At 65.9% G+C, this 20,097-nt stretch carries 20 protein-coding genes; 9 read left to right on the top strand and 11 right to left on the bottom strand.

The genetic code is table 11. The features are described 5' to 3' along the window. Position 1: 1 nt before the first annotated feature. Positions 2-340 carry a rhodanese-like domain-containing protein gene (locus tag A7U43_RS28760; RefSeq protein ID WP_060999571.1) on the bottom strand — a complete coding sequence of 113 codons (339 nt, stop codon included), beginning with the start codon at positions 338-340 and terminating at the stop codon, positions 2-4. 179 nt (positions 341-519) lie between these two features. Here A7U43_RS28760 and A7U43_RS28755 point away from each other — a divergent pair, with 179 nt between their 5' ends. Continuing rightward, positions 520-1,101, top strand: coding sequence for a rhodanese-like domain-containing protein (locus A7U43_RS28755; protein ID WP_060999597.1), 582 nt, complete (start codon positions 520-522; stop codon positions 1,099-1,101). Positions 1,102-1,125: 24 nt separating this feature from the next. Next, positions 1,126-2,517, top strand: coding sequence for an MBL fold metallo-hydrolase (locus A7U43_RS28750; RefSeq protein ID WP_060999569.1), 1,392 nt, complete (start codon positions 1,126-1,128; stop codon positions 2,515-2,517). On the opposite strand, the gene A7U43_RS28745 is transcribed toward A7U43_RS28750, so the two are convergent. After that, the gene (locus A7U43_RS28745) at positions 2,503-3,294 is read right to left on the bottom strand and encodes a GntR family transcriptional regulator (protein ID WP_068004476.1); all 792 of its coding nucleotides are present in this window, start codon (positions 3,292-3,294) and stop codon (positions 2,503-2,505) included. The genes A7U43_RS28750 and A7U43_RS28745 overlap by 15 nt on opposite strands. A gap of 197 nt (positions 3,295-3,491) precedes the next feature. On the opposite strand from A7U43_RS28745, the gene A7U43_RS28740 reads away from it, so the two are divergent. The 7 genes from A7U43_RS28740 to A7U43_RS28710 all read left to right on the top strand — a co-directional run bounded on the left by A7U43_RS28740 (position 3,492) and on the right by A7U43_RS28710 (position 10,906). Further along, a complete protein-coding gene (locus tag A7U43_RS28740) occupies positions 3,492-4,691 on the top strand; it encodes an NAD(P)/FAD-dependent oxidoreductase (RefSeq protein ID WP_060999594.1) in 1,200 nt (399 codons plus the stop codon). A 191-nt stretch (positions 4,692-4,882) separates the two neighbouring features. Beyond that, positions 4,883-6,625: an aa3-type cytochrome oxidase subunit I gene (gene ctaD / locus A7U43_RS28735; protein ID WP_060999567.1), complete on the top strand. Its 1,743-nt coding sequence runs from the start codon at positions 4,883-4,885 to the stop codon at positions 6,623-6,625. A 117-nt stretch (positions 6,626-6,742) separates the two neighbouring features. Next, positions 6,743-6,991 (top strand): metal-sensitive transcriptional regulator, encoded by a 249-nt coding sequence (locus tag A7U43_RS28730; protein ID WP_110783684.1) that lies wholly within the window; start codon positions 6,743-6,745, stop codon positions 6,989-6,991. Between the two features lie 32 nt (positions 6,992-7,023). Then, the gene (locus tag A7U43_RS28725) at positions 7,024-7,428 is read left to right on the top strand and encodes a DUF302 domain-containing protein (RefSeq protein WP_060999564.1); all 405 of its coding nucleotides are present in this window, start codon (positions 7,024-7,026) and stop codon (positions 7,426-7,428) included. A gap of 34 nt (positions 7,429-7,462) precedes the next feature. Beyond that, positions 7,463-8,233: a sulfite exporter TauE/SafE family protein gene (locus A7U43_RS28720; RefSeq protein WP_060999562.1), complete on the top strand. Its 771-nt coding sequence runs from the start codon at positions 7,463-7,465 to the stop codon at positions 8,231-8,233. Between the two features lie 45 nt (positions 8,234-8,278). Beyond that, positions 8,279-9,622, top strand: coding sequence for an MBL fold metallo-hydrolase (locus A7U43_RS28715; protein ID WP_060999592.1), 1,344 nt, complete (start codon positions 8,279-8,281; stop codon positions 9,620-9,622). 45 nt (positions 9,623-9,667) lie between these two features. Then, a complete protein-coding gene (locus A7U43_RS28710) occupies positions 9,668-10,906 on the top strand; it encodes a L,D-transpeptidase (protein ID WP_396922207.1) in 1,239 nt (412 codons plus the stop codon). A gap of 308 nt (positions 10,907-11,214) precedes the next feature. Here the strand turns inward: A7U43_RS28710 and A7U43_RS29955 are convergent, their stop codons facing one another. From A7U43_RS29955 to A7U43_RS28670, 9 genes are all read right to left on the bottom strand, one after another. Then, a complete protein-coding gene (locus A7U43_RS29955; protein ID WP_156526232.1) occupies positions 11,215-11,607 on the bottom strand; it encodes a DUF6262 family protein in 393 nt (130 codons plus the stop codon). Then, positions 11,600-13,801, bottom strand: a complete 2,202-nt coding sequence (locus A7U43_RS28700) for a tyrosine-type recombinase/integrase (RefSeq protein ID WP_197500122.1) — start codon at positions 13,799-13,801, stop codon at positions 11,600-11,602. The genes A7U43_RS29955 and A7U43_RS28700 overlap by 8 nt, the downstream gene beginning before the upstream one ends. Continuing rightward, the gene (locus tag A7U43_RS29510; protein ID WP_257747863.1) at positions 13,791-14,444 is read right to left on the bottom strand and encodes a tyrosine-type recombinase/integrase; all 654 of its coding nucleotides are present in this window, start codon (positions 14,442-14,444) and stop codon (positions 13,791-13,793) included. Before A7U43_RS29510 ends, A7U43_RS28700 begins: the two co-directional genes overlap by 11 nt. Then, positions 14,392-14,964: a site-specific integrase gene (locus A7U43_RS30725; protein ID WP_082902513.1), complete on the bottom strand. Its 573-nt coding sequence runs from the start codon at positions 14,962-14,964 to the stop codon at positions 14,392-14,394. Before A7U43_RS30725 ends, A7U43_RS29510 begins: the two co-directional genes overlap by 53 nt. A 118-nt stretch (positions 14,965-15,082) precedes the next feature. Continuing rightward, positions 15,083-16,255, bottom strand: a complete 1,173-nt coding sequence (locus A7U43_RS28690; protein WP_231963831.1) for an AAA family ATPase — start codon at positions 16,253-16,255, stop codon at positions 15,083-15,085. A gap of 1 nt (position 16,256) precedes the next feature. Then, on the bottom strand, positions 16,257-17,471 hold the full coding sequence (locus tag A7U43_RS28685) for a hypothetical protein (protein WP_068004337.1): 1,215 nt from the start codon (positions 17,469-17,471) through the stop codon (positions 16,257-16,259). Next, on the bottom strand, positions 17,468-17,668 hold the full coding sequence (locus A7U43_RS28680) for a chemotaxis protein (RefSeq protein ID WP_231963829.1): 201 nt from the start codon (positions 17,666-17,668) through the stop codon (positions 17,468-17,470). The genes A7U43_RS28685 and A7U43_RS28680 overlap by 4 nt, the downstream gene beginning before the upstream one ends. Next, positions 17,665-18,933, bottom strand: coding sequence for a vWA domain-containing protein (locus A7U43_RS28675; protein ID WP_068004334.1), 1,269 nt, complete (start codon positions 18,931-18,933; stop codon positions 17,665-17,667). The genes A7U43_RS28680 and A7U43_RS28675 overlap by 4 nt, the downstream gene beginning before the upstream one ends. Further along, entirely contained in the window at positions 18,930-20,036 is a 1,107-nt protein-coding gene (locus tag A7U43_RS28670) for an AAA family ATPase (protein WP_068004332.1), read from the bottom strand. Before A7U43_RS28670 ends, A7U43_RS28675 begins: the two co-directional genes overlap by 4 nt. Positions 20,037-20,097: the final 61 nt, after the last annotated feature.

Here is a 20,097-nt window from a genome sequence, read left to right as displayed (position 1 = left end):
GTCAGACCACCGTGCCGGGCGTGCCGTCGTCGCGGATCAGGGGATGACCGGCCTCGGCCCAGGCCTTCATTCCGCCGTCGAGGTTGACCGCGTCGACGCCGGCGCCGACGAGTGCGGCGGCGGCCTTGCGGGACCGGTTGCCCGACCGGCACGTCACGACGACGGTGCCGGGCCCGGCGAACGCGCTGACGTCGAGATCGCCCAACCGGACGTGCTCGGCGTCGGCGGCGTGACCCGCCTCCCATTCGTCGTCTTCTCGTACGTCGAGTAATCGCACGTCCTCGCGGCTGATCATGGTGATCGCGCGGGCGATGTCGATGTCGGGTACTTCGGCGGACATGGCTGCTTCCTCTCGACGACCGAGTCGTGCCGGCGGCTGCGCACCGTGCGGTAAGCCCACCAACCGTGGTAGTAAATGTACGTACATCCGGATGAGCGAGCAACCCGTGCTACGGTGGCCGTCATACCCCCGCGGGTATCTCAACCCCCGCCCACAACCTCGTGAAGGAGCTGTTTCCGATGCCGACTTCGAATCCCGCAGCCGTGATCGACCCGTCGGAACTCGACGCGATGCTGACCTCGAGTGCTCCGCCACGCGTGCTGGACGTCCGGACGCCGGGCGAGTTCGAGACCGTTCACATCGGCGGTTCCTACAACGTGCCGCTGGACCTGTTGCGCGAGCACCGCGACGACATCGCGCGTCACCTCGACGAGGACGTGGTGCTGGTGTGCCGGTCGGGCCAACGCGCCGCGCAGGCCGAGGAGGCCCTGCGCGGGGTGGGTCTGCCGAATCTGCACATCCTCGACGGCGGGATGACGGCGTGGGAGAGCCGCGGCCTTGCGGTCAACCGCGGTCGGGAGCGGTGGGAGTTGGAACGCCAGGTCCGCCTGGTCGCCGGGTCCATCGTGTTGAGCAGTGTGCTGGCCAGCGTCGCCGCCCCGAAGCTGAAGTGGGTCGCCGCGGGCATCGGCGGCGGACTGACCTTCGCCGCGGTGTCCAACACCTGTGCGATGGGAATGATACTCGCCAAGCTGCCCTACAACCGCGGCGTGTCCTGTGACGCGGAGACGATCGTCGCCCAGCTGTCGTCGCGCCGCTAGCGCCGCACACGAAAGGTTCTGTCCATGAGGTTCATTCAGTATTACCTCGACTGCCTGTCCCATGCGTCGTATCTCATCGGCGACGAGACGACGGGGCGGGCGGTGGTGGTGGATCCGCAGCGCGACGTCGCCGAGTACCTCGCCGACGCACAGCAGCACGGGTTGAGCATCGAACTGGTCGTCGAGACCCACTTCCACGCCGACTTCGTCTCGGGCCACCTGGAACTGGCCGATGCGACCGGTGCGGCCATCGCGTACTCGTCGGTGGCCGACACGCAGTTCGCATCGACGGCCGTCGAGGACGGCGATCGCTACGCGCTCGGAGACGTCGTCCTCGAATTCCGGCACACTCCGGGACACACACCGGAGTCGATGTCGGTGGTCGTCTTCGAGCACGCCGATGCGGTCGCTCCCTACGGCGTGCTGACCGGTGACACGTTGTTCATCGGCGACGTGGGCCGCCCCGACCTGCTGGCATCGGCCGGCTTCACCGATGAGCAGTTGGCCGGCATGCTGTACGACTCGATACAGGCCAAACTGCTGACTCTGCCCGATGCGACGCGGGTCTTCCCGGCCCACGGGGCGGGATCCGCGTGCGGCAAGAACCTGTCGACGGAACGCAGCTCGACGATCGGCGAGCAGCGTAGGACCAACTACGCGTTGCGCACGCCCGACAGGGACGCGTTCGTGCAGCTGGTCACCGAAGGACAGCCACCCGCCCCCGGCTACTTCTCCTACGACGCCGCGCTCAACGGCCTGCATCGCGAGTTGCTCGCCGAAGCCGAACCGCCCGCACCCATGACCTACGACGAGGTGCACGCGGCGACGGCCACCGGCGCCGTGCTCCTCGACGGTCGCGGTCCCGAGGAGTTCGCGCGAGGGCACCTGCGCGGTTCGATCAACGTTGGTCTCGACGGTCGCTACGCGCAGTTCGCGGGCTCGGTCCTGCGACCCGACGTCGACGTCGTACTGATCGTCGAGCCGGGTCAGGAGCGTGAAGCCAAGAACCGCCTGGCGCGCATCGGATTCGACCGCGTCATCGGGCACCTCGCCGACCCCGACCGCGCGATGATCGAGCATCCCGGCGACGTCGAAGTCGCCTCACGACTGACCGCGGACGCCGTCGCGCGCCGTATCACCGACGGCGCAGGCGTCCAACTCGTCGACGTCCGCAACCCCGGCGAGACGTCCGATGGAGTCATCGAGGGAGCGCTCACGATCCCAGTGGGTGAGTTGCCCGACCGTATCGGGGAACTCGATCTGACCGCGCCCACCGTCGTCTACTGCGCAGGGGGATACCGTTCCTCGGTCGCCGCCAGCGTGTTGCGCCGGTACGGCGCGACCGACGTCAGCGACGTGCTGGGCGGATTCGGTGCGTGGCAGGAGACGTGCGCGGCCGAGTCAGCCGCTCAATGACAGGGCGTCCGACGTCAGGAACCGGTAGCCCTCGGTGGGGGAGAAGCGGGCGCTGACAGTGAACCGGTCCGCGCGAATCAACGTGTGCCGCAACTCGACTGGACGCTCGTCCACACAGCTGAGGCGACGGATCGCCAGCGCGGCGCAGCGCTCGTCGAGTGCCAGCAACTTGGCCTCACTCGGCTCCGGGACCACGGCGGTGATGTCCTCGCGGCCACCCGTCAGCCGGACGCCGCAGCGCGCCTCGAGTTCGATGTAGAGCGCGGTGTGGGTGAAGTTGGCCTCGAGCAGCGGCTCGGCGATCTCGGCGGGCAGCCAGGCGAAGTCGAGCGCCAGGGGGTGCTCGCCGGCCATGCGCAGACGTTCCAGGTAAACCAACGGCGCATCTGAGGGCAGTTCCAGCGTCTGCGCCACGGTCGGATCGCGCCGGACGTCGAGAACGCGCACGACACTGTGCTGCGAGACGCCGGTGGCCTCGACCGCCGCGAACAGGCTGTACAGCGCGCCCAGGGGCTGTTCGATGACTGGGACGTCGGCGAGCCGGGTGGCTCGCCCCCGCTCGGCGATCAACACCCCGGCGTGCCGCAGATGGCGCAGCGCTTCACGTATCGTGTGCCGGCTCACGCCGTAGCTCGTCGTCAGGGAGTGCTCGCCGGGGAATCCCTCGGTGAACTCCCCGGCCTGGATGCGCGCCAGCAGATCGGCGTGCACCTGCGCCCACAGCGGCAGGGCACTGTTGCGGTCGACATGCGCCGACAGGTCATCCTCCGCGACCACCACGACCTCCTCGCCACCATCTCACCGTCCATTGTCACGCGCACTAGTGCGTTACCGCCCGTGACACGCTAGCCTAGGCGGATGTACGTACATCCCTACAAGTCGGGATCGTCGTGGTCGATTCCGCCGATGCGCTCGTCGAGCAGCGTCGCGATGGGGATGCGCACATCCGATTCGAGGCATCAGGAGGTCGAACAGTGACTGCAGTGGGACATCAGATCGTCGTCGTCGGCGGTGGCAACGCGGGTGTGTCACTCGCCGCGCGACTTCGGCACGCGGGCGTCAACGACATCGGCGTCATCGAACCCTCCGACACGCACTACTACCAACCGCTGTGGACGCTGGTCGGCGGCGGATGCGTCAAGGCCGACGCCAGCGCGCGGCCGCAGGCGTCGGTAATGCCGCAGGGGGTGGGATGGATCAAGGACCGGGCCTGTGAGATCGACCCGGAGAAGCAGCGCGTCACCACCGAGGGAGGCGTCACGGTCGGCTACGACCACCTAGTCGTGTGCCCCGGCATCCAACTCGACTGGACCGCCGTGCCCGGCATGGCCGAATCGCTCGACTCGCCGGCCGTGTCGAGCAACTACCGTTACGATCTGGCGCCCAAGACCTGGGAGCTGATCAAGTCGATGCGCTCGGGCACGGCGATCTTCACGATGCCGTCGGGTCCGATCAAATGCGCCGGCGCACCGCAGAAGATCGCCTACCTGGCCGCCGACTACTGGCGACGCCAGGGCGTGCTGTCGAACATCCGCGTCGTGCTCGTACTGCCGACGCCGGGCATGTTTGGGGTCAAGGAGTTCGCCGACGAACTGGAACGCGTGGTCGCGCGCTACGGAATCGAAGTGCACAAGAACAGCGAGGTCACCACCGTCAACCCCGACACCCGCACCGTGACCATCACCGACAACTCCGCCGACACCACCAGCGAGGTCGGTTACGACATGCTGCACGTCGTCCCGCGCCAATCGGCGCCCGACTGGATCAAGTCCAGCCCGCTGCGCGCCGCCGACAATCCGGGGGGTTACGTGGACGTGGACAAGAACACCATGCGGCACAACCAGTTCGACAACGTCTTCGCCCTCGGCGACGCCGGCTCGACCCCGAACTCCAAGACCGGAGCCGCCATCCGCAAACAAGCCCCGGTGGTCGCCGCCAACCTCGCCGACAGCATGGCCGGTCGCCCGCTGTCGGGCTCCTACGGCGGCTACGCGTCGTGTCCGCTGACCACCGCACGCGACAAGATGCTGCTCGCCGAATTCGACTACACCATGAAACCAGCGCCGTCGATCCCGTTCATCGACACCACCCACGAACGCCGCGACATGTGGCTGCTCAAGCGCTACGGGCTACCCGCGATGTACTGGAACCTCATCCTCAAGGGCCGAGCATGACAGCGGTGTAAGTGCTGCGACCAACCTCGATGAGCGACGAAAGATCACCCCAACAGTAGGTTTGGCTCGTACCCCAGGGGGTAGCACCGTCCCTGTTTCGGCGTAGGGAAAAGGTAGTTCCAGCGACAGGCCTAATCGCTGGCAGCGAAGAATTTGAGCGGCGTGAGAGCGTCCTGAGGCAGGGGAGAAAGATGACCGACACCGTCATTCAAGAGCTGAAGGCGACACGTCCGTTCCCGGCGCGTTATCAGCTCAAAGGCACCCTGATCTATCGGCTGATCACGACCACTGATCACAAGCTGATCGGGCAGATGTACTTCGTGGGCACGTTCGGATTCTTTCTCGCCGGTGGACTGATGGCCTTGTTCATCCGCACCGAACTGGCCACCCCAGGACTGCAGTTCCTGTCCAACGAGCAGTACAACCAGTTGTTCACGATGCACGGCACGTTGATGCTGCTGCTGTTCGCCACCCCGATGGTCTTCGCCTTCGCCAATCTGGTGCTGCCGCTGCAGATCGGTGCCCCCGATGTGGCGTTCCCACGTCTCAACGCATTCTCGTTCTGGCTGTTCCTGTTTGGCGGCTTAATCGTGCTGGCCGGGTTCATCACCCCCGGTGGCGCCGCCGACTTCGGGTGGACCGCCTACGCGCCGCTCAGCGACGCCATCCATTCACCCGGGGCCGGTGGCGACCTGTGGATCATGGGCCTGATCGTGTCCGGACTGGGCACCATCCTCGGTGCGGTCAACATGATCACCACGGTGGTCTGCATGCGCGCTCCCGGCATGACGATGTTCCGGATGCCGGTCTTCACCTGGGACGTTTTGATCACCAGCGTCCTCATTCTTGTTGCCTTCCCGATCCTGACCGCAGCGTTGTTCGGGCTGGCCGCCGATCGCCACCTCGGTGCCCACGTCTACGACCCGGCTAACGGCGGCGTGCTGCTGTGGCAGCACCTGTTCTGGTTCTTCGGCCACCCCGAGGTCTACATCGTGGCCTTGCCATTTTTCGGCGTGATCACCGAGATCATCCCGGTGTTCTCCCGCAAACCCATCTTCGGCTACACCACCATCGTCTACGCCACCATCGGGATCATGGCGCTGTCGGTGGCGGTGTGGGCGCACCACATGTACGCGACCGGCGCGGTGCTGTTGCCGTTCTTCGCCTTCATGTCCTACCTGATCGCAGTGCCGACCGGCATCAAGTTCGTCAACTGGATCGGTACCATGTGGAAAGGGCAGATCACGTTCGAAACGCCGATGCTGTGGGCGGTCGGGTTCCTCGTCACGTTCCTGCTCGGCGGTCTGTCGGGGGTCATCCTGGCCAGCCCGCCGCTGGACTTCCACGTCACCGACAGCTACTTCCTCATTGCTCACTTCCATTACGTGCTGTTCGGCACCATCGTGTTCTCGATGTTCGGCGGCTTCTACTTCTGGTTCCCGAAGATCACCGGCCGGCTCATGGACGAGCGGCTCGGCAAGCTGCACTTCTGGCTGACCTTCATCGGCTTCCACGCCACTTTTCTGGTGCAGCACTGGCTCGGCGATGAGGGGATGCCGCGCCGCTACGCCGACTACCTGCCCTCCGACGGCTTCACCACACTCAACGTCATTTCCACCATCGGATCGTTCATCCTCGGGATATCAACCCTGTTCTTTCTGTGGAACGCATTCAAGAGCTACCGCTATGGCGAACCGGTGACAGTGGACGACCCGTGGGGATACGGCAATTCGCTGGAATGGGCCACCAGCTGCCCGCCGCCGCGGCACAACTTCACCGAACTGCCCCGCATCCGTTCCGAACGGCCCGCGTTCGAACTGCACTACCCGCACATGGTCGAGCGGATGCGGTCCGAGGCGCACATCGGTAAACACGCGACGGCTCTCGAATCACCTGAGGGCTTCGGACCCCGCACCGAGCCTGACCGCAGCTAGTTCGACGATGCGGGAAAGCAATTGAACTCTAGTATGTTTAGAAATGTACCCCCTGGGGTATCTGACCCTCAAAAGCTACGAAGGAAGGATGCGGGATTGGTCGACGACGACGAGGCGATGGTGTTGGTGCTCAACCGGTTACGGCGGGCGCAGGGCCAACTGTCCGGTGTGATCTCGATGATCGAGCAGGGACGCGACTGCAAGGACGTGGTCACACAGTTGGCTGCGGTGTCGCGCGCCTTGGACCGCGCGGGCTTCAAGATCGTCGCCACCGGGATGCGGCAATGCCTGACCGGTGAAGCTCCGGAGGGAACCGAGCCGTTGACCGAGGCCGAGCTGGAAAAGCTCTTCCTTGCACTGGCCTGACCGGAGATTCCACGACTTAAGGAGAACACACCATGTCGATGGCGATATCGACTACACTCAAAACCTCGTTCGCCCAGGCCGTCGACAGGGCCCGAAAGGCGTTGTCCGATCAAGGTTTCGGCGTGCTGACCGAAATCGACGTGACCTCGACGCTGAAGCAGAAACTCGACGAGGACGTGGAGGACTACCTCATCCTCGGGGCGTGCAACCCACCGCTGGCCCATCGGGCACTCAGTGTGGACCGCCAGATCGGCTTGCTGCTGCCGTGCAACGTCGTCGTCCGCACCGACACCGACCATCCGGGCTCGGTACTCGTGGAGGCGATGGACCCGCAGATCATGGTCCAGGTCGCCGAACAACCCGACCTGCAACCGGTCGCCGATGACGCCGCCACGCGCCTGCGCGCCGCCATCGCCGCGCTCACCACCTCGCCGTGAATAGCCCGAGCCCCCATGACAACACCACGCGGTCATGACGATCACCCTGGCCCTGCTGTTCGGAGCTATCATCGGCGTCCTCCTCGGTCTGCTGGGCGGCGGCGGATCGATCCTGGCCGTACCGGCGCTGGTCTACGCCGTCGGACTGGACATGGATCAGGCGATCCCGGTGTCGCTCATCGTGATCGGCGTCGCGTCCGCGGTCGGAGCGCTCCCCAAGATCCGAGCCGGCCACGTCCAGTGGCGCCTCGCCGCGATCTTCGCTGCAGCGGGCATCCCGGCCACCTTCGCCGGTGCCGCGATCGGATCGCACCTCCCGCAGTCGGCCCTTCTGCTCGGATTCGCCGCGGTGATGGTGCTCGCCGGGATCCGCATGCTGCGCGACGACGGCCCCACCGGGACGGCATGCGACACCGACGGCGGGATCGACTGGCGACGCTGCGCCCCCCGCTCCATCCCAGCAGGGCTGGCGGTGGGCCTGCTGACCGGCCTGTTCGGCGTCGGAGGCGGATTCCTCATCATCCCGGCGCTGGTGCTGATGCTCGGTGTCGACATGCCGATCGCCGTGGGCACCTCACTGCTGATCATCACCGCGAACTCGGCTGCCGGAGTGGTCTCGCACCTGCACGGCCTGCACATCAACTGGGCGATCGCCGCGGCGTTCGCTGGAACCGCCACCGCGGCCTCGCTCATCGCCGGCCACCTGGGCACCCGACTGAACACCGACCGGCTGCAGCGCTGGTTCGCCCTGCTGGTCTTCGCCGTCGCCGCCTTCGTCGTCATCGACACCCTCTTGCTGCGATGACCTACGACGTTCCCTCACAACACCTTTGAATTGGAGAAGCACATCATGGACGTAACCATCATTGACACCTCGGGACTCGGAGATCGCAGCTACCTGGTCAGCCAGGACGGCGTCGCTGCGGTCATCGACCCGCAACGCGACATCGACCGCGTGTTAGCCCTGGCTGCCGATCACGGCGTGACCATCACCCACGTGCTGGAGACCCACATCCACAACGACTACGTCACCGGTGGACTGGAACTGGCACGGCTGCTCGACGCCCAGTACGTAGTGGCCGCCGGTGATGAAGTGTCGTATGACCGACGCCCCGTCACCGACGGGGACGTCGTCGACGTCGGCCCGTTCCGCTTCCAGGTGTTGCACACCCCCGGACACACCCACCATCACGTGAGCTACGTCCTGCAGGACGGCTCCGGAACCGCCGTAGGGGTGTTCTCCGGCGGATCGATGCTGCACGGCACCACCGGACGCACCGACCTGATCGGCGACGAGCACACCGAGGAACTGACCCGCGCGCAGTTCCACTCCGTGCGACGCCTCGCCGCCGAACTCCCCGACGACGTGCAGGTCTACCCGACGCACGGATTCGGCAGCTTCTGCTCGGCCAGCCCCGCCAGCGGAGACTCGTCCACGATCGCCGAGCAGCGCAACACCAACCCCGCACTGAGCAACGACGAACAGACCTACGTCGACGAGCTGATTGCCGGCCTGTCGGCCTACCCCGCGTACTACGCGCACATGGGCGTCATCAACGCCGAGGGCCCCGCCCCGGTCGACCTGTCGCTGCCCGACCCCGTGGACGCCGCCGAGCTGCGCCGCCGCATCGACGCCGGCGAATGGGTCGTCGATCTGCGCAACCGCACCGCCTTCGCCGCCGGGCACCTCGCCGGCACGAAGGGCTTCGAACTGTCCACCCAGTTCGTCACCTACCTGGGCTGGCTCTACGCCTGGGGCGCCCCGCTGACCCTCATCGGCGAAAACACCGACCAGATCCTTAACGCCCGCCGCGAACTGTCCCGCATCGGCGTCGACAACGTCACAGGATCCGCCACCGGTGACGTCCGAACGCTCGCCGAGAACACTCCACTGTCCTCCTACCGCATAGCCGACTTCGCCGACCTCGCCGAGGTGTACGGCGTCGAGGACCTCACCGTCCTCGACGTCCGCCAGGCCGGCGAGTTCGACGACAGCCACATCGCCAAGGCGATCAACATCCCGCTGCACGAACTGATCGGCCGTCTCGACGAGGTGCCCCGCGGACAGGTCTGGGTGCACTGCGGATCCGGCTACCGCGCCTCGATCGCCGCATCACTGATCGAATCCCCGGACCGCACCGTGATTCTCGTCGACGACCAGTTCGACAACGCCGCTGATGATCTGACGACGTAGCCGGTCGATGGCACTGCCCTGCAAACACATTCGAGGAGTTCCGTGTTGGTCGTCCGAACTCGACCACTGATCGTCACCGTCGCCACAGCGGCCGTCGTAGTACTGATCGCCGCGACGCTCGGCTGGTGGGCCGCCGCACGCCCTGTCACCGGCACTCCCACCGCAGCGCCCCCGTCGCCGGACCCTGCGCGGGTGACGATCGTGCCCGGTCCCGACGCCACCGGCGTCGACCCCCTCAGCGCGGTGCGGGTGACCGCGGCCGACGGCACCCTCACCGACGTGCGCATGACCAACGACGGCAACGCGCCCGTTCCCGGCGTCCTCACGCCCGACGCCGAGACGTGGAAACCCACCGTGCCGCTGGGATACGGGCGTACGTACACGCTCACCGTGACCAGTCGCGGACTCGGCGGCGTCCCGGCGACCCAGACGTCCGCGTTCACCACGCTCACACCGAGCAACCAGACGAAGGCGACGTTGACGACCACCTCCGGGGCGGCGTTGACCGACGGCGGCACCTACGGTGTGGGCACCGTGATCGTCGCCCATTTCGACGAACCCATCGCCGACCGTGCGGCGGCGCAGAAACGCCTCGCCGTGACTACTGACCCCGCCGTGCAGGGATCGTGGTTCTGGATCGACGACCAGAACGCGCACTGGCGTCCACAGCAGTACTACGCGGCGGAAACGAAAGTGACGGTCGCGGCGAACATCTACGGGGCCGACCTCGGGGGCGGCCTCTACGGCCAGGAAGACGAGCGGGTGTCGTTCACGATCGGCGCCTCCCACGTCTCGATCGCCGACGACGCCACCAAGACCATCAGCGTGTACGAGAACGGACAACTCGTCCGCACCATCCCGACGTCGATGGGCATGGGCGGCACGGAAACCGTTGGCGATCAGACGCTCTCGTTCTGGACACAACCTGGTACTTACACTGTCATGGACAAGGCCAACCCGGTCATCATGGATTCCTCCACCTACGGCTTGCCGATCAACTCGCGCCTCGGCTACAAGGAGGCGATCAACTACGCGGTGCGGCTGAGCAACGACGGCATCTACATTCATCAACTCGACAGCACCGTCTGGGCGCAGGGCAACACGAACGTCTCGCACGGTTGCCTCAACGTGAACTCCGACAACGCGCAGTGGTTCTACGACTTCTCCCAACCCGGCGACGTCGTCGAAGTCCGCAACACCGGCGGCCGTCCCCTCCAGGTGTGGCAGAACGGAGACTGGAGCCTGCCTTGGGACCAGTGGCTTGCCGGGAGCGCCGGAGAGTGACTCCACAACCGAGGCCGCAACTCGAAAAACCTGTGGGCGAACTTGATGCGCGGCGCTAGCATCGACAGGCGCATCAGGAGGTCGGTAGTGGCGAAGCGGGTCGTCGTCAGCCAGGCGGCTGTGAGAGAAGCCGCCAGGCGGTCAACGAGGGCGTCGTACGCCTTGGAGGGGCATGTGGTTCCCGATGGCTTCGTGCGAAGTGCGGCAGCGCAGCGATACCTGGACGAGCTTGTTCAGGGCCGCTTGCGGCATCAGGAGGAATTCGCGCATCGCTCGTCGAATCTGGACACCCAGTAGTTCCGGGCCACTCACTCGTATGTCGCCAGCCGCCTGCGAAGCGCGAGGTTCTCTCCGTGAGCCACCGCCAACGCATCCTTCAGTCGTGTGACCTCGTCGCGGTGCTTTCTGCGCAACTGTTTGATCTGTGCCGACAGAGCACGTACTGCAGACGAGGTGGTCGCTGGCTCATCGGCTTTGCCACCTGAACCGGTGGGACGAGACCTGGGAACGCGTAGTTGTTCAATGCGTCGCCGGAGTTCTGGCTGGCGGTACAGAAAATCGGTCGAGACGCCTGCCTCACGAGCAACCTGGACGAAGTTGATTGGCGCGCCGCGCCTGGCCAGAGCGGATACGGCCCGGTCAGCGCGGATGACCGCGTCGTCGTGACGCTTGCGCGCAGCATCGCGCAGATGGTCAGGCATCTTTCTGATCCGTGGGCCGCTGGGCCGATCCCGCACCGCGCACCGCGCGATCGGTGATGTCAGTGATGGAAAGCAGTATGCGATTCAACGACGCGATTTCTTCGCGGCGTCCCTGTAGCCAGATGTTCTCGTCGCCCATCGGGCTGCCGTACTTCGTTACGAAGGCTTCCTGGCGAATGCGGACCAGGCTCTCCGTCGATTCCAGTTGGCGCCGTAGTTCGGCGGAGTGCGTAACATCGGTGACGAACTTATCGCAGGATATGCAGGCATTGCCTTTGTCGCACAACATTTTTGGAGGAAGGACGCACCATCCATTCGGGAGCACCCGATCAGCTCGCTTGTCGAGCTGAATCAGCTCGTACAGATCGGAGGCTTCAACGTCTACGGTTCGGCCATCGCGCTTCACCTTCTTGAACTTCAGAAACTCTTCTTCCATCGTCTGGTCGCGCGTTACCGCATAGTGAAGCGTCATCTCCGGTGTGACGTGACCGAAGTAACGCATTACGACGTGCAGTGGCACACCGGCGTTGATGAGGTTCGTCGCTGCCGTATGTCGGAAGCGGTGAGTCTTGCTGATCGCTACTCGACGCCCCACGGAATCCTTGATGTCGAGCCTATCGGCCAGTCTCTTGAGCGTCTGATGCAGAGTGACCCGTGGGTACGGTGCAATGCCGTTCCGATTGGTTCTCCTACCCAAGAACAAGTAACGCGGCGTTGTATCGGCGGTAGCGCCCATATCGATCATCAACTGTCGCGCAACGTTCTGTTGACTTCTGATAATCGCCACGAGCTCGGCGTCGATTGGAATTGAATTACGTTGTCCTGCATCAACTTTAGTCTGCTGATAATGCATACGTGCGACGAAGCCCGTGCCGTCCTCATCGAGATTCCTTCCTCGGCGATTCTGAAGCGGAATCAACGGGTCGAAGTCCATCATGAGCACCTCGTTGATCCTGCGCCCGGTCCTAATGAGCAACATCAACGCATGAAAAGCCTGAATGTCGCCGAAGCCCCCATCCTCCTTCGGGCGCGCGAGGAGTTCGCTGCCTTCGGCAATCCGCTCGACGACCGAATCTTCGAGAACCATGTCCTCGCTGGATTTCTTGTTGGTCAGGCGCGGCTTGTCGTCTGGTCGAAACAGTGCGGTGTGCTCAGTTCTCAAATTCGCCCAGTCCTTATGGGCCTCCGCTCCTTCCTCTCGGTGGTCGTACATCCACTGGAAGAATCGTTCGATCGTGACCATGATCTGCCGCCGAGGGTTCTTTTTCAGAGGCTGGCCGGCACTGGGTCCATTGCCGGTGATGCGATACGCCTGGAGCATGTCGCAGAAGCCTCGTATGAATGGCCGAAGTTCCTGTGGCTCGGCAGTCAGAAGTGGTCCGTGATCCCCGTAGCGATTGATGTATCGCTGAAACCACTTCAGATTGTTGAGTCGGGTCTTGACGGTGCTCCACGTCATCGTTCCACTAGAGAGGTTCGCGGCGAGCCAGAGTTTGGCTCCTTCGCGCAGCCACTCACTGGTGAGATGACTGAAATTAACGATGTTGCGGCCGTGGGGTTCATGAGGACGTTGCGGAATCCTCCTGTCTAGGAGAGGGTTCCATACGTCCAGCTCGGACCAGGCGCCTCTGTGGTACGGGTACACAAGAAGATCGTGGAACTCCCTGAGGCGAGCCAGAGCGTGTCTGTCGTTGCTCGGACCGAGATCGCTCCCATTCATACGCGCGATCTGTGCCTCACGGATCCACTCCTCCGGACTAAGTGCCAGAAGCGTAGGAGCCACGCGTCCGCGTTTGCTACCGTGCGTGGTCGCCGCTCGCAGCAGGCGCGTGGTCGCGTTGTACACGCTTGGAAATATGAACCGACCTAGCTCAACCTCGCGGTGGACCAACCAGGCCAACTCCCAAATCATGGGTTGCGGCAATCCGCGGAAGTTGAGGTAACAGGTGGTGAAGCGGGGTGTCTCGGCCTTTGCCGGCAGGCTGCCGGTTATCTCCCTTCTTACGGCGCCCCGATAAAGCGACGGAACGTCGTTCTTGCCGAAGTGGTCCACGCGGCATTCGTCGGGTAGCGACTGCCACATCTGTTCGGCCACAGCGGGGTCAAACAGATCAGCGATGGGCAGCCGAGGATCGCGGCGCGCATTGCGCTTCGGTGATCGCGGATAGACAACTGCCTGATCGCTACTGGCCATCGGCGTTACTCCATCCCGCCACCACGTCTCGCCAGTTAGCAAGCGCTTCGAGTTCGGCGTCTTCTGTGACGTGTCCATAGGTGTCGATTGTCGTTTGAATGTTCTGATGGCCCAAGCGCCGGCTGACAACGTGAAGTGGAATGCCGGAGAGCAGCAGCGCTGACGCATGCGTATGCCGAAACCAGTGTGGCGTCATAGCTTTCGGCAGATCGTGCACCCGGCGTTTCACACTCCGCAAGTGCGCGTACGCGGATTCGGGACGCAACGGCGCGTACATCGTCCCGCGCCGCGTGTTGCAGAAGATGTAGCTGGAGTCCCAGTCGTCGATCGCTGCATCGCCGCCGCGGTCGCAGAGCCACCAGACGTAATCGCCGTATAGGCGGTCCAGCCGGCTCCCGATATGTATCGTGCGCCGTCCAGTCTTGGCGGAGAGGCCGTGTGGATGAGGGCGATCGGTGACCTTAACGGTGGCGGTTGAAGCCTTCCCAGTCATCCAATCTCGGTGCTGCAGTGCTAGTGCTTCGCCCAGGCGCATCCCCGTTTCTGCGAGGACCGACCACAACAGTCGGTAGCGAAGATCTCCGTGCCAATCACCGGTCGCGCTCGAAAACGTGGCCTCGGCATTGAGGAGGTGCCCGACGATGTCGGGTGTCAGGATCGGAAGGTCCCTTCGAGGGCACCCGAACCTTGACTGTACTCACCGAGTGGGGCCGTCTACGGGCAATGTGTTCGAGAAAGGAATGACCCTTCCGAAATCGCCCACTAACCTGGCGGTACAGAAACGGGGCCACGTCGTTCCCGCACCCCGCGTGATACCGGTAGAAGCTTGTCACGGCACGGAGTCGGAGTTGGACAGTGCTTTCGGCGACCACTACTTCTCGAATGAGTGATGTGACCTCAGGTTCGAATTCGTTGTGCCGCAATGCGAAAAGGAACCTTCCGAAGTCTCGGATGTCGACCGACTCCCAGCTTCGCGCGGTGTTTTCGAGATACGTCCACCATTGTGCAAGCCCCTTGGCGTACGCCTTCACGGTGTTCGCGGCGAGCCCGCCCTGACGGCCGAATTCGAGATAACTCTCGATCGGTTCGACCACTGCGAACGACTTCGACACGACCGTCCAGGTCGACTCCTCGCCGATCACCACGCGTTGCGTAGCCGCCATTCCGACACCTCCTGGTGGCGAAACTTAGACAACAAGTTGGACACGCGGTGTGAACGCTGTCGATGACAGTGCCTACGAACAACGGATACGCGTGCCGCCGACATGCGAAAACGGCCCCTCAGAGAGCTACTCGGCGACATGGATGGCAGTGACGGTCAGCTACGGATAAGACAGCGGGCCGCTCCAAGCCTTGCAGCGCGTTGACAGTGCCGATCAGCACATCGGGCATATCGGCCAACAGCGCCCGCACGGCCCCCGCTTGGGCCACGTGGGGCACCACAACGGCTATGTCGCGGGCGGTCAACGCCTCACGCACACCGCCGCGCCGGTAGTCATGCCACGTCAGTTCGCGCACCCGCTCGGCCAGCGCCGTCAGCAGCGCCGGATCGGTCGGGCCGTTGCGCGCTTCGGTGGGGCGGTTGACGATTTCGGGTAGCACCGTGCCATCCGGTGCGATCACGGCCTCGTCGGGGCGGCGCGACGTGAACGGCATCTGCGGGTAGAAGTGCGCCGACACCAGCGCGCAGGTCTGCGGTCCGAGTCGCCATGAGTTCGTCAGTTCGTGCACCGTGACCGCCGCCTCACCGTGCGCGGCCAGCAGCGCAGCCGGGGCAGGTTGATGCGGCCCGGTGGCCTGCCCCTCCCACTTCTCGGTCGAGCCGGTCACCACCGGAGACACCTGGCCGGGATCACCGACGCAGACCACCTGGCGAGCCAACGCACCGAGGGCACCCAGGTCGCCGTACGTGCACTGCCACGCCTCATCGACCAGCAGCACGTCGGCCCCTGCCAGGTTGGGATCAACGTAGAGCCAGCGCGCGGCGGTGCCGATCAGGATTTCGCCTCCCGTCGAGTGCTGCCATCGCACGCTGCGACCCGCCACGGTGCGAATGCCGTCCACGGTGACCGGCTTCTTACCCGCCCCCGACACGATCAGCGAGGAACGGTCACTGACAGCGGCGATGCGTCGGGACAGCTCGGCGGCTTGCTCGCGGGTCTGCGCGGCGACCGCCACCCGCAGTCCCACCCGATGCGCCAGCGCACCGGCCAGCAGCGCCACCAGGCGACTCTTGCCCGCACCGGGACAAGCGGGAACGCAGATCGCCGCATCACCGCCCCACGCAGCCAGCAGCACCCGCGCCAGCATCGGTGTGTCCAACAGGTCACGCCCCGGCCAGTCCTCGGCCATCGGCGCGGCGGTCGGCAACGCCGGGGTCGCCGGTACCGCAGCGGGCACAGCAGCATCATCGGCGGCGGCACTCGCAGTGAATCGCTTGGGCAGGGTACGCATCTCAGTCCTCGGGTGTCTCGTCGTCAGCGGCGGCGATCATGACCGCCAGCGGAACCGGGCGGCGGCTCGCGGTCGGCGTGCTGCCCTGTGACAGCCAGGAGAAGCGCCGCCTGTACAGCCGCGCCACCGCCGTGCGCCGCGACCGGATTGTGGACACCGAGGGCGGCGCGGGAATCACCGTCACCGTCTCCCCGGCAACGGGCCGGTAACCCGTCTTACGCAGACCACCGATGGTTACCGTCAGCGCGCCGTCCTCACCCACTCCGGTGGCGAAAACCTCACCGCCGAAACGGTTCTCCGCATCCGGCATCGCCGCCATCGGCTCCCCCGCCCACCCCGTGACCGCGCTACCGGCTTTCAATCGGGTGTCGAGCCGATCGGCGCGCACCGTCACGCGGTTGCCTGCCTGGCCCGCCCCCGTCACGGCCTGCCCGTGGCAGACGAACCCGGTATGCACGCCCCGCGCCCGCCACAGCGGATCGGCCAGCAGCGCGGCCTCGTAGAGGTCTGCGGCATCGCAGCGGCTCATCAACCGCGCCGCCGCCAGGTGCAGCGTTTCGGGTCGGTCCCAACTGCGCTGTTCACTCACGGCCTCCTGCATGGCCTCCAACTGCCATTCGTCGTCCTCACGCAGCGCGTCCAGCCCCGGCAGCAGCGGCCCACCAGTCACCGCGTGATGCCAGATGTGCAGCCCACCCACCCCGTTGGGCACCGACAGCGCCGCGCGCCACGCGACCGCGTGATCCTCACCGGGAGCCGCACCGAGCATGAACCGGGTACGGGTGGTGCCCAGCACGTCGGTGACTGCCGAGGTACCGGGATGCGCGGCGCGCTCTGCCCACCATCCGGCCAGCGCCGACCCTGCCGCCACGTCAAGGCCGGCACTTCGCGCCGGGTCGGCGAAGCTGCGCGCCAACCCCGCCAGCGCCCGCAGCGTGGCAGGCGTATCGACCAGCGCCGTCGCGCCGGTGCCGAGGTCACCGGACACGCACCCGGCGGCGCGGGCAAGCGCGGCCAGTCCCTCGGCCCCGGTGCCGGAGTGGGTGCGCCCATCAGGCCCCACGGCCTGCACGTGCACCACCGGCCCGGTGCGCCGCGCCGCGACGGCGACCTTCACGTCCCGCGACGGTGCCGGGTTGTGCAGCAGCCGAGGCACCGGCCCACCGGCATCGCGTGCAGCCACCCGCAGTGCGAGGTCGAACAGCGCGGCGCTCACGCGGCACCGTCGCGGCTCTGCGCGACCTCACTCAACCCGCGAGCAGCGGCGGCGAATCCATCGGCCAGCGCCGCCGTCGCCAGATCGGAGCACCCTCGTTGTGCAGCGCCACGCACCGTGACCGCCGTCCAGCCGGTGCCTGACAGCACCGACTCGGCCCACTGCGCGAAGTCACCTGCCCCGGCCCGCTTGCTCACGCCGCCACCGCCGCTGCGGGAGTGACGCACACCGTCTTGGCCCACGCGGGAGCGGTGTCGGCGGCGTGCGTGCCGATCAGCGCCACGATCAGCGGCACCGGCAGCCGACGCTCGGGCCAGGGTGTCCCGCCATCGGTGAACGCCACGACCACGTTGGCCGCTGGCCGCGCCGCGAGCGCGGCGTCGATACCGACCCGCAGATCGGTGCCCCCGCCTCCGGTCAGGACAACATCGCTGATCGACCGCACGGGGCGCGGCGCGCTGGCCGCAGCATCGCAGCACAACACCCGCACCGTGGCGCCCGTGCGCCGCAACACCGCCCGTGTCTCCGACAGCGCCGCCGCCAGATCTTCTTCCCCCATCGACCCCGACGTGTCAATGATCAGATCGACCGCGATCTTCGGTGCCCGCAGCGTCGGCAGCAGCACACCCTTGGGAGCGCGCCGGTTGGGCCGTCGCCAGGAGTGGTGCACCTGGCCCGCCTGGTCCTCGACGGCGCGGCGCACCGCCGCGCGCAGCACCTTCGGCCACGGCACGACAGCCGGGGCGAGTTGGGCAGCGGCCCACCGCGCCAGGCCCGCAGGCATGCTCCCGCGACCCGCCCCGCCGTGCGCCAACTCCCGTTGAACCTCGCGGGCGACGGCGACTTTCACCAGATCGGAAGCCGCACGGGACAGCCCCTTGCTGCCTCCCACGTCGGCAGCGGCGGGCAGTTCCCCCGGCACCGCATCCCCGGCACCGGACCCGCAGCCATAGCCGTCATCCTCACCGTCACCGGGATCACCGTCAGCCCCGGTGGGCGGCGGCGCACCGGGCGGCACCAGGTGCCGGTAGTAGACCTCAGCGGCGTGACCGTCCTCGCAGCCCAGCCCTGCCGGTGTCACCACACCCGCTGGCAGGCGCACCCCCGCCGCGATCAGGTCATCGTTGATTTCGGCGTCAGCGGCGTAGTTCCACATGGTGCGGTCCACCGAAGAGGCCACCGTCTCGGCGCGGCCACCGTGATCCCGCAGCACATGCCCGACTTCGTGCAGCAAAACGGCCCCTGACGTTGCAATGCTCCACCCGTCATCGGTGCCCAACATCGCCGGATCGACATACAGCCGCCAATACTTGTCCACCGCAAACGTTTTCAAACCGGGTGCCGCCACCGGCGACAACGCGAACAACGCCCGCGCGAAGTACGGCATCGCCTCGACTGCGGCCATCCGCGCCAGTCGCAGCCGCCGCCACTCATCAGCAGTGAGCGCCCTGACCTCGGTCACGCTGCACTCCCCACGTCGAGGCCCGCCGCAATCATCACGTCTTTGAACTTGCGCGCCGCCGCAGGCGGTTTCGCACCAGCAGGCATCGCCACGCTCAAAGAACGCGCCGCCGCCCCCGCCACATCGGGAGCACCGTGGGTCGCAGCCTCGACCAGCGGACCCCACGCGGTCATCCACGCATCCTTGGTGCCCTTGCCCGACGCCCACGCGACCACACCGGACAACACCGCCCACACCTGATCGGGGCGGGCCGTCGCCCACTCAACAATGCTCGGGTCCGCGATCACGTCCGCGACGGCGGGTAGGTCCATGCTGGCCCGCCATTCCATGAACTCACTGCCCGCGCCGTCACCGACCAGGCCCAGCGCAACCGTGCTGATCGCAGCGGTGTCATCGCGGCGCAGATGCGCCAACACCCGCGCCATCGCCTCCCAGGAGCGCCGCGACGGCCACGCCCGCCCTGCGGCCTCGTCAGTGTCGGGGTAAGCGTGCAGCAGGCCAGGGCGCGCTTCGATGAAGGCACAAACAGCGCCGATTTCGTCGGCGCGGCGCAGATCGTCGGCGGCGATGCCCCGCGAAGCGGGCAACGTGGCGAACGACGACCGCATGCCGGTCAGCCATTCCTCGGCAGTCGGCTCGAAATCCACGTGCAGAAAACGGTTCGCCATCGGCGGCGTCAGATCGACACCACCAGCACTCCGGTCGGGAGGATTGGCAGCGGCCACGATCCGAACCTCATCAGGCAGCTTGGTTCGTCCGACCACCCGCTCCAACGCCACCGTCAGCATCGCCGCCTGCACCGACGCCGAGCACGTCGAAATTTCGTCCAGCAGCAGATAACCGCCCTTGGCGTCCAAAAGTGTTCGCGCCCAATCAGGCAACGCCAACGTCTGCACCGCACCATCGGTGACCACCGGCCATCCCGCAATGTCCACAGGCTCACGCTGCGACCCGATCACCGTCTCCACCGGCACACCATCGGCAGCGGCCAACGCCCGCACGATGGATGACTTACCCATGCCGGGATCGCTCCACAACAACACCGGCACATGAGCGCGGGCCGCAGCATCAATCACCGTCACGGTCGTGTCCAAATCGGTCATAGCCGAATCCCCTCCCGAGGAGTAGCGGACCGGCCCCGATGGCCCGTCCTCACATCACAGG

Origin of the sequence: Mycobacterium adipatum (assembly GCF_001644575.1) — a bacterium.
In the GTDB taxonomy this organism is placed as follows: Bacteria; Actinomycetota; Actinomycetes; order Mycobacteriales; family Mycobacteriaceae; genus Mycobacterium; species Mycobacterium adipatum.
Note: the sequence above shows the minus strand (reverse complement) of the source record. Positions and strands in the feature narration are given on the sequence as shown.